A 13,709-nucleotide genomic window follows, 5' to 3' on the forward strand; every position below is an offset into this window, starting at 1 on the left:
CACCGTCAGCGCGATCGCCGATGTGAGGTTCCCCCATGCCTGAATCCAGCCCCGCCGATCCCCACGCCCATACCAACCAGCCCAACCCCGGCATCTACAACCGGTTCGTCCTGTACGTCATCTACACGGTCTGGGTGCACTGGATCAGCCACCCCCTGGCCTGGGGCATCTCCAACCGGTGGATCCGCCACGCCTACCGCACCCGGACAGGCCGGGCGCACCTGTCCATCGGCCCGGGCAACGGCCGCTTTCTGCGCCACCTGCCCGCGCGTGTGCGCGCTCTGCACCTGATGGACCTCAACCCGCAGTGTCTGGGCATGGCCACCCGCATCCTGGGTCGGCGCCCGATCACGGTCCACGGGCACTGGCAGGACGTACTGGCTGCCTGGAAAGACCTGCCCGATCACAGCGTGGACTCCATCGACTGCATGATGGTGATCCACACCCTGCGCGGCGCTTTGCTGCAGGAGAAGCTGCTCTTCCTCGCCGAGGCGCACCGGGTGCTCAAGTCCGACGGGGTGTTCTACGGCGCCACCATCCTGGCCAGCGGCCAGGGGGTGCAGCTCAACGCCTTCGCGCGGTTGTTGATGCGCATCTACAACGGCCGCAAGAACATCTTCGCCAACACCGGTGACACCTTCGAAGACCTGCGCACCATGGTGCGCGCCCACTTCCCCGACGCCGACGTCGGTGTCCAGGGGTGCACCGGCATCTGGGTGGCGGTGAAGCGATGACCGCCTCGATCGCGGTGGTGGGCCTGTCCTGCCGCCTGCCCGGACACATCCGTTCCCCACAGCAGTTCTGGGACGCCCTCATGGCAGGCCGGGACCTGGTCACCAACCACACTGGTGACCACCCGCGCGCCTCCCTCCTGCCCGCGGCGATCCTCACCGAACCCGAGCTCCGCTTTGACGCCGACCACTTCGGGCTCTCCCCCACCGAGGTGGAGGTGATGGACCCCCAGCAGAAGATGATCCTGGAGTTGGTCGATGAGGCCTTTCAGGATGCCGGGCTGTCCTTGGCCTCCCACCGCGGGCAACGCGTGGGGTTGTGGGTGGGCTCCTCCTGCCTGGACCAGGCGCTCCTGCGCCTGGGGCCGGGGCAGGGCGGCACCATGGTCGACACCGCCGGTGCTCTGCCGTCCATGCTGGCCAACCGCGCCTCCCGGCACCGGCTCATTGACTGGACCGGCCCCTCGGAGACCATCGACACCGCCTGTTCGGCCTCCCTCGTGGCCATCCACCGGGCCCGCCAGGCGTTGGAGTGCGGCGAAGTCGACCTGGCCGTAGTCGCTGGCACCAACATCCTGGGCCTGGACACCCACACCCGCATGTTCGCCGCCTCCGGTGTGCTGGCCAACGACGGACGGGTACACGCCTTCGACCGGGCCGGAACCGGGTTCGTGCGAGGTGAGGGCGGCGCCGTCATCGTCTTGCAACGCACCGCAGATACCCGCGCCACCGCAACCCGGGCCCGGGCCGTACTGGCGGGCAGCCTCACCAACTCCGACGGAGCCAAGCAGCCGATCGGCACCCCCAACCCCGACGGCCAGATCGACCTGCTCGAACGCGCCTACGCCGTGGCCGGCATCAACCCCCACCACGTGGACTACATCGAGGGGCACGGCACCGGCACCCCGGTCGGCGACAGTGCCGAAGGCCGCGCCGCAGGCCGGGTCCTGGGCCAAGGGCGAAGCGAGGACTCCCCCTTGTGGGTGGGGTCGGTCAAGACCAACATCGGCCACTTGGAAGGGGCCGCGGGGATCATCGGCCTGATCAAGGTCATCCTGTCCCTGGAGCACGGGGTGATCCCAGCAACCATCCACCACACCTTTCCGATTCCCGCCCTGGGTCGGATGAACGTGCGGGTGCCCACCACGGCCCAGCCCTGGCCGAGGAGGGCGCACACGCCGACCGCGGGCGTATCGGCGTTGGGGTTTGGTGGGACCAACGCGCACGTGATCGTTCGACAAGGCCCGCAACAAGCCCAACATCACCAGAGCGCCCGGGCAGGGCGCGCGCACGTGGTGCCGATCTCGGCCAGTAGTCCCACCGCCCTGGCCGCAACCGCCACCGCCTGGGCCCAGGACCTGACCGGACACGGGTCCGCCCTGGATGCGGTGGCCGCCACCGCCGCCCACCGGCGTGACCACCACACCGGGGCGCGTGCGGCCACCGTGGCCACCTCGGTGCCCGACCTGGCCCACGGGCTGAACCAGGTGGGCCGGGGCAGCACCGGGCTGCGGGTAGCCGGGCCGCGCCGGTCCCGGGGCCAACCGCAGGTGGTCTTCGTCTACCCCGGGCACGGCGCCCACCCCCACGGACCGGTGGGAGCGCACGGGCTTGGTACCGAATCGGCCTTCGCCCACACCTACGAGCGTGCGATGGCTGCCGTGAGCTCGGCCCGCGGAGGCCGACCGCCTGGGGCCTTCGACGGCCTGGCGTGCATCCAACCGGTGCAGTGGGCCTGGCAGGTGGCCGCCACCGAGCTGTTGCGCTCATGGGGTGTGGTTCCCGATGTGGTGGTGGGCCACTCGTTGGGCGAGATCGCCGCCGCCCACACCGCTCAGGCCCTGAGTCTGGACCACGCGGCCACGGTGGTGGTCGAACGCAGCCTGCTGCTGCAGGAACAGGTCGGCGCGGGTGCTCTGGCAGCTACTTCTTTGCCCCTGGAGCAGGCCCGTGAGGTGACCCGGTCCCGGCCCCCTTTGGCGGTGGCCGCGATCAATGGACCCGCCTCCACTGTGCTGTCGGGCCCTCTTGCGCAACTGCAGGATCTGGCCCAGGAGCTGGACTCCCAGGGTCAGTGGGTGCGCGTGATCGCCGATGCCCCGCCCGCACACAGTCCCCTGGTCGCCGAGCAGGCCGAGCGTCTGCCTGACCTGCTCACCAGCATCGGGGCACGTGTGGTCAGCACCTGCCTGATCTCCACCGCCACCGGTGTGCGCCTGAAGGGCACGGAGATGGACGGCCCCTATTGGGGGCGGCAACTGCGCGAACCGGTCCAGTTGCACCAGGCGCTCACATCGGTGATCGAACCGGGCCGCCCCGTGGTCCTGGTGGAGATCGGTGCGCGCTCGGTGCTGGCCTCGTCCCTGACCTCCACTCTGGCCCAAGCCGATCGGCGCTATGAGGTCGACCCGCCGGTGGTGACCACCGCGGGCCCGGCCGAGCCGCAGGAGAACCTGCTGATGGCGCTGGCCCACTTGTACACCCACGGCCTCACCCCCCGCTGGCCCACACCGACCACCCACACCCCAGTTCGGCTACCTCTGCGGGCCTGGGCCCACGACCAGAGCGAGCGGCCGGAGACCACCACGGTGCGGCTGCGCGAGATGGACCACGACCAGGCCTTCCAGGTGATCGGCGACCAGATCACCCAGCTGGTGCACGGACTCATCAGCGGCGCCACGGGCGAGTGGGACCCGCGCAGCGATTGGCAGGAACTGGGGCTGGAGTCGCTGGCCCGCGCCCACTTGTACACGCAACTGATTACCCGTCTGCCCGACCTGGCCGGACTCGATGCGCACGCGGCCCAGCACGCTCGCACCACCTCCGAACTGGCTCAGGCCGCCCACCGCCACCTGCTGTCGTCTCCACGCGCACAGCCCGTCCCGGAAGGGGTCATCCGACCCGGATAAGCCCACCCCCGGGCGCCTCTCTCCCCTCCTGATCAGAGATGGCGCCTACCGGTCCTCGCCCCGTACTCGGGGTCGCGGGGCGAGGACCCCTCTCTGTTGCCGCCCCCGTCGATCACGGAAGGAGCCCATGGTGACCGCACCTGAGCACGTTGCCCGCCCGGCGTGGATGCTCCCTCTCGTGAGCGCTCACCCGCACACGCTCCCCAGCCAGGTCGAGCGTTGGATCGAGGCGGTCCTGACCAACCCCGACCTGAACCAGGTCTGCCGCACCGCCAGCGCGCAGGACAGCACGGGCCGACCGTGCCGAGCGGCCGTGGTCGGCCAGGACCGCGCCGAGATGGTCCAGGCCCTGCGCTCGCTCCAGGACCGCACGCCCCACCCAGGTGTGTTCGGCCCCCACCACGGCCGGGCTTCGACGGCCACCGCCCTGGTCCTGATTCACGACCTGCGCGGGCACCCCCCACCCCGCTCCGCCGACGTGGACCGATGGCTGTGCGAGGCGGGCGTAGACCACGTCGTGCTGCTTCACGGCTCGCACACCCGGCTCGATCACCAGTGGACCGCCCAGCTACCCAAGGCGCCGTGGACCCGCGTGGCCACCGCACAGGACGCGGCCCACAGCATCGCCCGAGGCCACGGCGGCGTCCCGCTCCTGGTGCTGGAAACCGGGAGCACCCACCTGGCCCCGGAACTGGTGGACCTGTTGCCCAGCGCCCGCGTGAGCTCGACCGGCACCACCCCCCTGGGCGCGGCGAGGGCCGCAGCCGAGGTGCACCTGTGGCGTACCGACGCGCGCCCGGGAGCGCACAAACCCACCCCAGCCCCGCCCGCAGTGGCCCAGGCCGCGCTGCTGTCCGCGCTGGCCAACCTGGCGCACCTGCCCGAGGGCATCAGCCCGGCCCAACGCTGGTGCGACTTGCCGTTGGAGGGCGCGGATCTGGCCCGGTTGGTGCAGCGCCTACGCATGATGCACGGGTGGCCCCACCTGACCTGCGAAGACGTCATGGCGGCTGGGAGTTTCAGCGCCTTGGCCCGATACCAGGGCCGGGTGCTGGTTCCTGCCCAAGCCCGGCCCAGCCAGGCTCACGCTGCCCCGCTGGAGCACTTCCCGACCCGAGAGAGGACCGATGCACGCCGACCCTGCCCGTGAGCATCCCGGCTGGAGCCGGGTGCCCCTGTACCAACCGGTCCAGGGCGACCGCGATACCTACTGGCAAGACATGCGCCAGTCCTACGGACCGATCGCCCCTGTGCTGTTGGAGCCCGGGGTGCACGCCTGGCTGCTGTTGTCCTACAAGCTGAACAAGGAAGTACTGGCCAACGACGACCTCTACGCGCGCGATCCGCGCTGGTGGCGCGACATGGTCGACGGCACGATCAGCCCGGACTCGGGTACCCGGGCCGTGTGGCATAAACGTCCCACGGCGCTGCTGTCGGACGGGGCTGAACACCAGCGCCTGGCCGGTGCCTTGTCAATGGCCTTCGCCCGGCTGCAACAGCAGCGCGTCCTGGAGCAGATGACCACGGTGGCCCACGCGCTGATCGATGAGTTTGCCGCTGACGGACAGGTGGACCTGATCGGCCAGTACGCGCGCCTGCTGCCGTTGCATGTGCTGTGCCGCCTGTTCGGGATGGGCCCGCCCCAGATCGCGGCGATCACTGAGCAGATGAGCCTGATCTGGCAGGGCCACCCCGGAGCCATGGCCGCGGTCAAGGCCATGGGCGAACTGTTGCACGAGGTCGCCCAACGCGCCCGCACCGAACCCAACCCCGCGGCGCTGCCCACGTTGCTGCTGGACCAGGGCCTCAGCGAGCACGAGGTCGGCGAACAACTCGGTTTGGTGGTCTCGGCCGCGGCCGACCCGGTCACCCACACCATCGGCATGGCGCTGCGCCAGTTGCTCAGCGACCCCGATCTGGCCACCTCCTATGCCTCCTCCACCCTGCTGATCGCCGAAACCGTCAACCTGGTCCAGGTCCGGCACAGCCCGCTCGAAACGATCGTGGCGCGCTTCCCCCGCCGTGACGTCCACTTGGGCGGCCAGCTCATCCGCCAGGGCGACTGCCTGGTCGCCGGTTTCGCACCGGCCGCCGCCGACCTGTACCGCGGTATGGACCTGGACCAGGTCGCCTCCAACCGCGCCCACCTGGCTTTCGGTGCCGGAGCCCACCAGTGTCCCCGCTATGGGCGCGACCTGGCCTCGGCCATGGCCGAAACAGCCATCGAGGTCCTCACCCACCGGCTTTCCGATCTGCGTCTGGCCACCCTGCCGGCCACCCACCGGTGGCTGCCCACCTCGAACTTGCGGGGACTGGTCGACCTACCGGCCCGGTTCACCCCCGAATCCCCCCATCGCTCACCCACATCCCCCCACCACCAGCAGGAGCAGGCATGGACACCCCACCCGCCACCGCCCAACCCCTCCTCCTCGACCCCACCAGAGCCGACTACGACCCCCACGCCCAAGCACAAGCGCTCGTGGAGGCCGGCCCGGTGGCGACCGTGGAACTGGCTGACGGGCTCACCGTCAAAGCACTAACCCACGAAGCCGAACTGCGCGCGGCCTTGTCCGATCCCCGCTTCGCCCGCGGGATGAAACATTGGAAGGCCTTGCGCGAAGGCCGCGTGGATCCCCGCCACCCGATGGCGCAGATGATGGCCATCGACTCCCTGCTGGTCTACGACGGTGACCTGCACACCCACCGGCGCCGCATGCTCGCCCCCGCGTTCACACCGGGGGCCATGGAGGCCCTGAAGCCACAGGTGCACCGGATCGTGCACACCCACCTGGACCGGCTCGCCCAGGCCCCGCCCCCGGTGGACCTGAAAACCGAGTACGCCCTCCCGGTCACCTTGGAGGTGCTGTGTGCGCTGATCGGAGTCGACATCTCCCAGCTGCCCGACCTCGATGCGCTGATCCGCGCTTCCATGGCCGGTACCGGCGCCGCGACCACCGACCAGGTCCGAGAGATGATTGCCCACCTGGTCGCTCACCGGCGTGCCCACCCCGACCCCGAGGACCGTTTGGTCTCGGCCCTGATCGCCGGGGCCCAGGACGGCGACCATCCCATGCCGGAGACCGAACTCATCGACACCGTCATGCTGCTGGTCTCTGCCGGTTATGAGACCACGATGGGGGCGCTGACCAACATTGCCCACTTGTTGCTCACCCACCCCGCCCACCTGGAGGCCCTGCGCGGCGGCGAGGTGACCTGGGGGCAGGTGATCAACGAGGGTTTGCGGCACAGCGGCCCCGTCAACACGTTGTCTTGGCTGTTCGCCACCGAGGACATCGACTACCCCGGCCAGGTCATCGAGGCCGGGGAGGCGGTGCTGATGTGCTACCTGGCAGCCAACCGCGACCCCCACCGCCACGGCCCCAGCGCCGGTGACTTTATCCCCGGCCGCGCACGCTCCGCGCATCTGGCGTTTGGGCACGGGGCCCACCACTGTCTCGGCCGCCCCTTGGCACGCCTGGAGTTGGAGATAGCCCTGCCTGCCCTGTTCGAGCGCTTCACCGACCTACGCCTGGCCCAAAGCCCGGTCGAATTTGAGCCTTCGATCGTGATGAACCAACCCGCCCAGCTCCTGGCTTACCCGCAACGTCCCCAGGCAGGACCAGGCCGATGAACGATCCCCAACCCCCCGAAGGCACCGACACCAGCCGCCCCAGTCCCGCTCGGCTCTACGACTACCTCCTCGGGGGCAAAGACCACTACACCGTCGACCGCCAGGTGGGCGAGCAACTCCTGGCCCAGATCCCTGAGCTGCAATCCATGGCCCGCGCCAACCGGGCCTTCCTGCACCGCGTCGTGCGGTACATGGCCCGCCAGGGCATCGACCAGTTCCTCGACCTGGGTTCTGGGCTGCCCGCCGCCAACCCCACCCACGAGGTCGCCCAAGGCACCCACCCCACCGCGCAGGTGGTCTACGTCGACCACGACCCCCTCGCGGTCACCCACGCCAGGGCGATGCTGGCCACCGAGCCTGACCGCACCGCGGTCGTGGCAGCTGACCTACGCGACCCCGCGGCGGTACTGGACGACCACGACACCCGACGTGTGCTCGACTTCGACAGGCCCATCGGGCTGCTTCTGGTCGCGGTGCTGCACTTTTTCCCTGACGCCGTGCGCCCCGAGGAGATCGTGCGCACCTACCTGGACGCCCTGCCCCCGGGGTCCTACATCGCCATCAGCCACGTGGAGAACGAGACCGCCCCCGAGCGCGCCGCGTATCTGGAGCAGGTCTACGCCCGCACATCCGCTCCGGGCCAAACCCGCAATCGCGCCCAGATCGAGGCGTTCTTCACAGGCACCGACCTGGTCGCGCCCGGGGTGGTCTTCGTCAGCGACTGGCCTGGCGACCCCGCGGACGGCCACCTGCCCCTGACGGCCTACCACCCCCCAGAGAAGGCGTGGGTGCTGGGCGGGCTCGCACGCACCTGACCCCGTCTACCTCCGCCCTGTCGACCACCACCGAGGCAAGAGACCCGCGATGTCACCTGGTGCCCTTCACAACCCTGCGCTGTCCTGGCGCCGCCTGGTTCCGGAACCAACACCGGCTGAGTTGATGCCCCGCCACCCGCGGCTGAGCACCCGGGCCGCCTACACCACGCTGGCCAGCGTGCATGCGGCCGTGCTCGGCCTGCCCCTGGCTCACGCGGTGTGGGGGCTGGCCCACCACGGCCCACGGGCCGTGGTGCTTACGCCGCACGCCCAACCGAGCTTGCTCGTGCCGGAATGGGCCCTGTACGTGGTGCCGCTGGCCGTGGCCGCGCTGTGCGTGTGGTCGGTGTGCCGTATGCGGTTGCACCTGGGCCTCGGGCAGGTGTTCGCGCCCCAAAGCGAGTTGGGCCAGGACGCAGAACAGGACCGCACCGCCCAGCGGTGGCGCAGCTTCGCCTTGGCCACGGCGGCCTCGGTGCTGTCTGCGGCAGTGGTGGTGCTGTTGGGCGCACGCGGACCGGGCCCCGTCATCGCCGATGCGCTGGGCCCGGGCTCGGTGGAGGTGCTCACCGGTGTGCTGCTGGCCGGTCTGGCCCACGGCGCCACCGCCCTGATCGCGGGTGTGGTCGGCCTCGCCCTGGTGGTGTTGGCGCTCAGCGCTGCCCGGCGTGAGCCCTGGGAAATCTACCTCATCGCCGTGGTGGCCCAGATCCTCGCCCACCCCTTTGGGGGGATCGCGGCCCTGGGGCTGGCCCCGGCTGCGGGCTTGTCGGTGTGGCTCTACCGCCGCACCGGGCGGTTGTGGCCCCTCATCGCCGCACACGGCACGGCCAGCCTGGCCCTTGCGCTCCTGGTCAGCTCCACCGCTCCCCTCTGACCCAGACCCTCCCCCACCGGGTGCTGCCCGCTCTCCCCTTGCTTGGGCAGCACCCCACGGTGGCCCCGCCTTGGCAGGTGGACCCGGGGCGGGGCCACCTACACCCCCACACACGACCACCCTGAAGGACACCCCCTGATGCCCCCCACAGACACCGACCACACACCCCGGAGCTGGGTCCTCACCGCGACCGGCCTGACTCTGACACTCGCCCTGACCGCCTGCGCCACCCTGTCCAGCGGCACCGACCGCGACAGCGACCCCGAGACGATCTCCACCGCCATCAGCACCGACGTGGAAGCCACCCTCACCCTGGCCTACGCCGATGATCCACCCGCCCCCGAACTCGTCGCGGGATTCCAGACCATCTATCCCAACGTGAACATCGAGCTGCAGCACACCGCCTTCGTGGACTACATCGCCACTATCAACGCCCAGATGAGCGGGGACGCCCCCGACATCGCCCAGTACAACGCGGGCGCCATGCGGTCCCTGGTCCCCGGCGAGCATCTGCTCAACCTGGACGAGTACGCCCAGGCCTACGGGTGGGACGAATCCATCCCCGTCTCGACGGTGGACACCCTGACCCTGACCGAGGACGCCGAAGAGTACGGCAGCGGAAGCCTGTATGCGGTCCCCGGCGCCCTGTCCGTCCTCGGGGTGTTCTACAACCCCACACTCCTGGAGGAGGCCGGGGTGAGCGAGCCCCCCACCACGTTGGACGAGCTCGAGGACACACTGACCGCGGTGGATGAGGCCGGCATCGAGGCGTTCTCCGTCGGCGGCCTGGAGACCGGCGCCAACTTCGTGTGGTGCTCGTTGTTGAACGCCATCGCCGATCCCGACGAGTACCGCGCCTGGGTCTATGGGAGCCCGGAAGCGAGCATCGATACCGACGGGGCCTTGGAGGCCACCGAGACCTTCGCTCGGTGGGTGGAGCGCGGATACGTCCCCTCCGGCGCCAACGCCGTTTCCGATGAGGATGCCCAGGCCGCCTTCGTCAACGGCGAGTCCGCGTTCTTGATCAGCGGCAACTGGGCGGCGCTGGCCTTGGAAGCGGAAATGGAGGACGAGGTGTCCTTCTTCCTCATGCCCGGCGAGTCGGCCGACCAGGCGCCGGTAGCCTCCGGCTCCAGCGTCGCCTACACCCTCTCCTCGACCACCGAGCACCCGGATGTGGCCGCCGCGTTCCTCAACTATTTGGTCTCCCCCGAGGCGGCCCGTATCCAGGTGGAGACCGGGTTCATGCCGGTGGACCTGCACGCCGACACCGAGGCCTACGGGCTCCTCAACACGGTCAATCACGGTTTCGACACCGTCGCGGGCGCTGACAGCATCGTGCCCTTCCCCGACATCGCCGCCCCGGGCATTCTCGATGAGGTCACCTCGGGAGTGCAGGGCTTGATCGCCCAGGAGGACAACCCCGACGACTTCCTGGCCGGATTGCAGCACGAGTGGGCCCAACACAACGATGCGTAGTCACACTCTGGCCAGCGCCTCGGCGCGCCCGGTGGCCCTGAGGGCCCACCGGGCGGGCCGCGGGCGCCCCGGTGCCCGCCCACTGCGCCGAACCAGGGTGCGGGCCTGGCTGTACCTGTTGCCCGCGCTGGGCATCTACGCGGGGGTCGCGCTCTACTCCGCGGCCAGCACGGTGTGGTTCTCCTTCCTGGACTGGGACGGCGTGTCGCCGCCGAACTGGGCGGGGCTGGCCAACTACCTGCGGGTACTCACCGATCCGCTGCTGGCCACAGCCCTTCTCAACGGCCTGGTTCTCATCGTGTTCTTCTCCCTGCTGCCCATCGCGGTGGGATTGGGGCTCACCGCTCTGCTGCTCGGCAGGACGCGCGGGGGGATGACCTTCTTCCGCACGGTCTTCTTCCTGCCCCAGATCCTGCCTCTGGTGGCGGTGGGCATCACCTGGCGTTGGCTCTACAGCGAAGGCGGCATGATCAACCAGGTCCTAGACCTGGTGGGGCTGGGTCTGCTAACCCGGGCCTGGTTGGGCGACTACCACCTCGCCCTCATTGCCCTGGGGCTGATCGGCACCTGGTGCATGAGCGGGCTGTGCATGGTGCTGTTCCTGGCTGGCGCCCAACGCATCGACCCGGCCCTGAATGAGGCCGCCGCCATCGACGGGGCCGGAGCCTTCCGGCGGTTCGTCCACGTCACCCTGCCCGGGCTGCGCCGGGAGATCGGCATCGCCGCGGTCATCACCACCATCGCGGCGCTGGCCAGCTTCGACCTGGTGTTCGTTACCACAGGCGGCGGACCGGCCGGACAGACCAACGTCCCCGCCCTGTTGGTGTACCGGCTGGCCTTCAACGAGGGCCAGATCGGGGCGGCGAGCGCGCTCGCGGTGGTCCTGACCCTGCTCGTCATCGCGCTCGTGGGCACGATCCGGTACTTCGCGCGGGAGGACAGTTGAACCAGCACGCGCCCGGCACCGTCCTGCGCTACGGGCTCCTCAGCCTCCTCGCCGTCCTCATCCTCCTGCCGTTCGTCGGGATCGTCCTGGCCGCGCTGCACCCCTCCAACAGCCAGGTCAGCGGCGTCAGCCTTCCGGACCAGTGGTCCTGGGAGAACTTCCAGCTGGCGTGGGAGGCGGGCAACTTCACCGACCTGATGCGGTCCAGCCTCATCATCAGCGTGGGCGTGGTGCCGCTGACCGTCGCCTTCGCCACCATGGCGGGTTTCGCGCTGTCGATCCTGCGGGTGTGGGGCCACCGCGTGCTGTCGATCGGGTTCGTCCTCGGCCTGACCCTGCCGGTCGAGCTGCTGGTCATCGCGCTCTACTTCAACCTGCGCGAGGTCGGCATGACCAACGACTACCTCGGTGTCATCCTCGCCGAGATCGCCCTGTTCCTGCCCTTCGGCGTCTACTGGATGCAGTCGCACTTCGCGGGTGTGCCCAAGGAGCTCGTGGAGGCCGCGCGGATGGACGGCGCCCGGAACAGCACCGTGCTGGTGCGCGTCCTGCTGCCGATCTCCTGGCCGGCGATCACCACCCTGGCGGTCCTGGTGTTCATGTGGTCGTGGAACCAGTTCCTGCTGGTGCTCGTGATGATGCAGGACCCCGCGATGCGCACCGCTCCCACGGGCCTGGGGCTCTTCGTGGGCCAGTACGGGACCGACATCCCGCTGCTCGCGGCCGCGAGCCTGATCGTCATCGCCCCGATCGTCGTGGTCTACCTGACCTTCCAGCGCAGCTTCGTCCACGGTCTGACCCACGGCGCGATCAAGTAAGGCGGCCCCATGCACCTTGTCCTGCCCACCGGCACTACCACCTGTTGCCCACTCCGTTTCGAGGAACAACCATGACCACCCCGACCCTGAAGCCCGCCAGGCTCGATGAGCAGGTATTGGCGCTGATCAACAACGCTACGGGTACCCGGTTGGACCGGGCCACCTACCTGGAACAGACCGCGCACCTACGCACCGCCGCCCATACCCGGGGTATCGCCTGGCAGCTGGACACCCTGTCCACCCGCCCACCCCACGACCAGGCCTGGCAGGCCTGGTGTGCCGGGCGATACCGCACAGCGCTCAACCTGTTGGCCGGCCGCCGGCCCACGGTGCAGGCCCAGCGCATGATTCGGTACGAGGCCGGTCTCACCCTGCGCCGCCTGGTCGTGGCGCCCGTGGCCATCGGTGCCTCCACCGCGTTCGCGCTCGAAGCCACCCGTGTGCTGGCCGAGTGCGGCGAGCAGGTGCGAGTGATCGAGGTGCCCTTGCCTACGGTGCCTGAGTTCACGATCTATGGCCACACCGTCTTCCGGCTCTGTGCCAGGGCCGATCAGGTGGCCGACGGAGCCATGCGCCTGGACGATCCCCGCCTTTGCGAGGTCGTCCTGCCGAGCCTGGAGGCGTGGTGGGACCAGGCTCAGGACTTCGGATCCTTCTACGCAGACTCCCGCCTAGAACGGCGCCGCACACCGGAAGCCCGGCCGAGGCCACCCCAGAGCTGATTCGTCGACCACCCCCAGTCATTGTCCGCTTGGAGGCACCCATGGCACTGGCACCCAACACGCTGGTGTTCGGCTACCGCGGGATTCTCACCCCGCCCCGAGAGATAGACCACCGCCCGCACAGCCACCACCTGCGCCAAGTCCTCGACCGGCACGGAGTGGACCTGCCCGAAGCAGCACGCACCGACTACGACCAGCGTCTGGCGACCTGGCCCCTGACCCACGCCCGCGCCCTGGCCGATCTGATCGACCTCACTCTGACCCACCACCAGCTGGTGTGCCCGCTCCCGGCCACCGAGGTGGCAGACCTGGTCTGGGAACAGGCCGGGGACGCTCCCATCGACATCCAGGCCACCGCCCTGCTCACCGGCCTGATCGACGAGGGCTACCGAGTCATGGTGGCCACCAACACCGCCCGCCCACACCACCAGCGCGCCAAACACCTGGCCGACGCAGGACTGGGCGACATCGCCCTGGTCACCTCCAGCAAGCTCGGCGTGGCCGCCCCCAACCCGGCCTTCTACCACCACCTGCTGCACCTGACCTCCTGCCCCGCGGGACGGGTGGTGTGGGTGGGGTGCGACCTCATCACCGATGTGGCCGGACCTCGCGCGGCCGGGATGCACGCCCTGCCCGTGATGCCCCACGGAGCAGGCCAGGACCCTGCCGGTGCCAAGCGGCTGGGCGCACACGCAGTCCTGGCATCCGTGGACGAACTCGCCGACATGCTCCTTCCCGCACGCCCGACCCCCTGACCCCAGCCGCCTCAAATCCCCGCCCC

At 69.8% G+C, this 13,709-nt stretch carries 12 protein-coding genes; all 12 read left to right on the forward strand.

Annotation, left to right across the window (positions count from 1 at the left end; translation table 11 throughout):
- The first annotated feature begins 35 nt into the window (after window positions 1–35).
- The 12 genes from ACYVD1_RS13690 (at window position 36) to ACYVD1_RS13745 (ending at window position 13,683) form a co-directional block, all read left to right on the forward strand.
- Window positions 36–734, forward strand: coding sequence for a class I SAM-dependent methyltransferase (locus ACYVD1_RS13690; protein ID WP_460771985.1), 699 nt, complete (start codon window positions 36–38; stop codon window positions 732–734).
- Complete coding sequence (locus ACYVD1_RS13695) at window positions 731–3,640, forward strand: type I polyketide synthase (protein ID WP_460771986.1); 2,910 nt, start codon at window positions 731–733, stop codon at window positions 3,638–3,640. Before ACYVD1_RS13690 ends, ACYVD1_RS13695 begins: the two co-directional genes overlap by 4 nt.
- A gap of 127 nt (window positions 3,641–3,767) precedes the next feature.
- Window positions 3,768–4,790, forward strand: a complete 1,023-nt coding sequence (locus tag ACYVD1_RS13700) for a hypothetical protein (RefSeq protein ID WP_460771987.1) — start codon at window positions 3,768–3,770, stop codon at window positions 4,788–4,790.
- A complete protein-coding gene (locus tag ACYVD1_RS13705; protein ID WP_460771988.1) occupies window positions 4,768–6,180 on the forward strand; it encodes a cytochrome P450 family protein in 1,413 nt (470 codons plus the stop codon). Before ACYVD1_RS13700 ends, ACYVD1_RS13705 begins: the two co-directional genes overlap by 23 nt.
- Window positions 6,181–6,569: 389 nt before the next feature.
- Window positions 6,570–7,271, forward strand: coding sequence for a cytochrome P450 (locus ACYVD1_RS13710; RefSeq protein ID WP_460772077.1), 702 nt, complete (start codon window positions 6,570–6,572; stop codon window positions 7,269–7,271).
- Window positions 7,268–8,086 (forward strand): SAM-dependent methyltransferase, encoded by an 819-nt coding sequence (locus ACYVD1_RS13715; RefSeq protein ID WP_460771989.1) that lies wholly within the window; start codon window positions 7,268–7,270, stop codon window positions 8,084–8,086. The genes ACYVD1_RS13710 and ACYVD1_RS13715 overlap by 4 nt, the downstream gene beginning before the upstream one ends.
- A 124-nt stretch (window positions 8,087–8,210) precedes the next feature.
- Window positions 8,211–8,963, forward strand: coding sequence for a CPBP family glutamic-type intramembrane protease (locus ACYVD1_RS13720; protein ID WP_460771990.1), 753 nt, complete (start codon window positions 8,211–8,213; stop codon window positions 8,961–8,963).
- Window positions 8,964–9,101: 138 nt separating this feature from the next.
- Window positions 9,102–10,442 carry an ABC transporter substrate-binding protein gene (locus ACYVD1_RS13725; protein ID WP_460771991.1) on the forward strand — a complete coding sequence of 447 codons (1,341 nt, stop codon included), beginning with the start codon at window positions 9,102–9,104 and terminating at the stop codon, window positions 10,440–10,442.
- Window positions 10,435–11,388: a carbohydrate ABC transporter permease gene (locus ACYVD1_RS13730; RefSeq protein WP_460771992.1), complete on the forward strand. Its 954-nt coding sequence runs from the start codon at window positions 10,435–10,437 to the stop codon at window positions 11,386–11,388. The genes ACYVD1_RS13725 and ACYVD1_RS13730 overlap by 8 nt, the downstream gene beginning before the upstream one ends.
- Entirely contained in the window at window positions 11,385–12,206 is an 822-nt protein-coding gene (locus tag ACYVD1_RS13735) for a carbohydrate ABC transporter permease (RefSeq protein ID WP_460771993.1), read from the forward strand. The genes ACYVD1_RS13730 and ACYVD1_RS13735 overlap by 4 nt, the downstream gene beginning before the upstream one ends.
- A gap of 71 nt (window positions 12,207–12,277) precedes the next feature.
- On the forward strand, window positions 12,278–12,928 hold the full coding sequence (locus ACYVD1_RS13740) for a DUF6879 family protein (protein WP_460771994.1): 651 nt from the start codon (window positions 12,278–12,280) through the stop codon (window positions 12,926–12,928).
- Between the two features lie 41 nt (window positions 12,929–12,969).
- Window positions 12,970–13,683: an HAD family hydrolase gene (locus tag ACYVD1_RS13745; protein ID WP_460771995.1), complete on the forward strand. Its 714-nt coding sequence runs from the start codon at window positions 12,970–12,972 to the stop codon at window positions 13,681–13,683.
- Window positions 13,684–13,709 lie beyond the last annotated feature (26 nt).

Source organism: Nocardiopsis nanhaiensis (assembly GCF_054778635.1).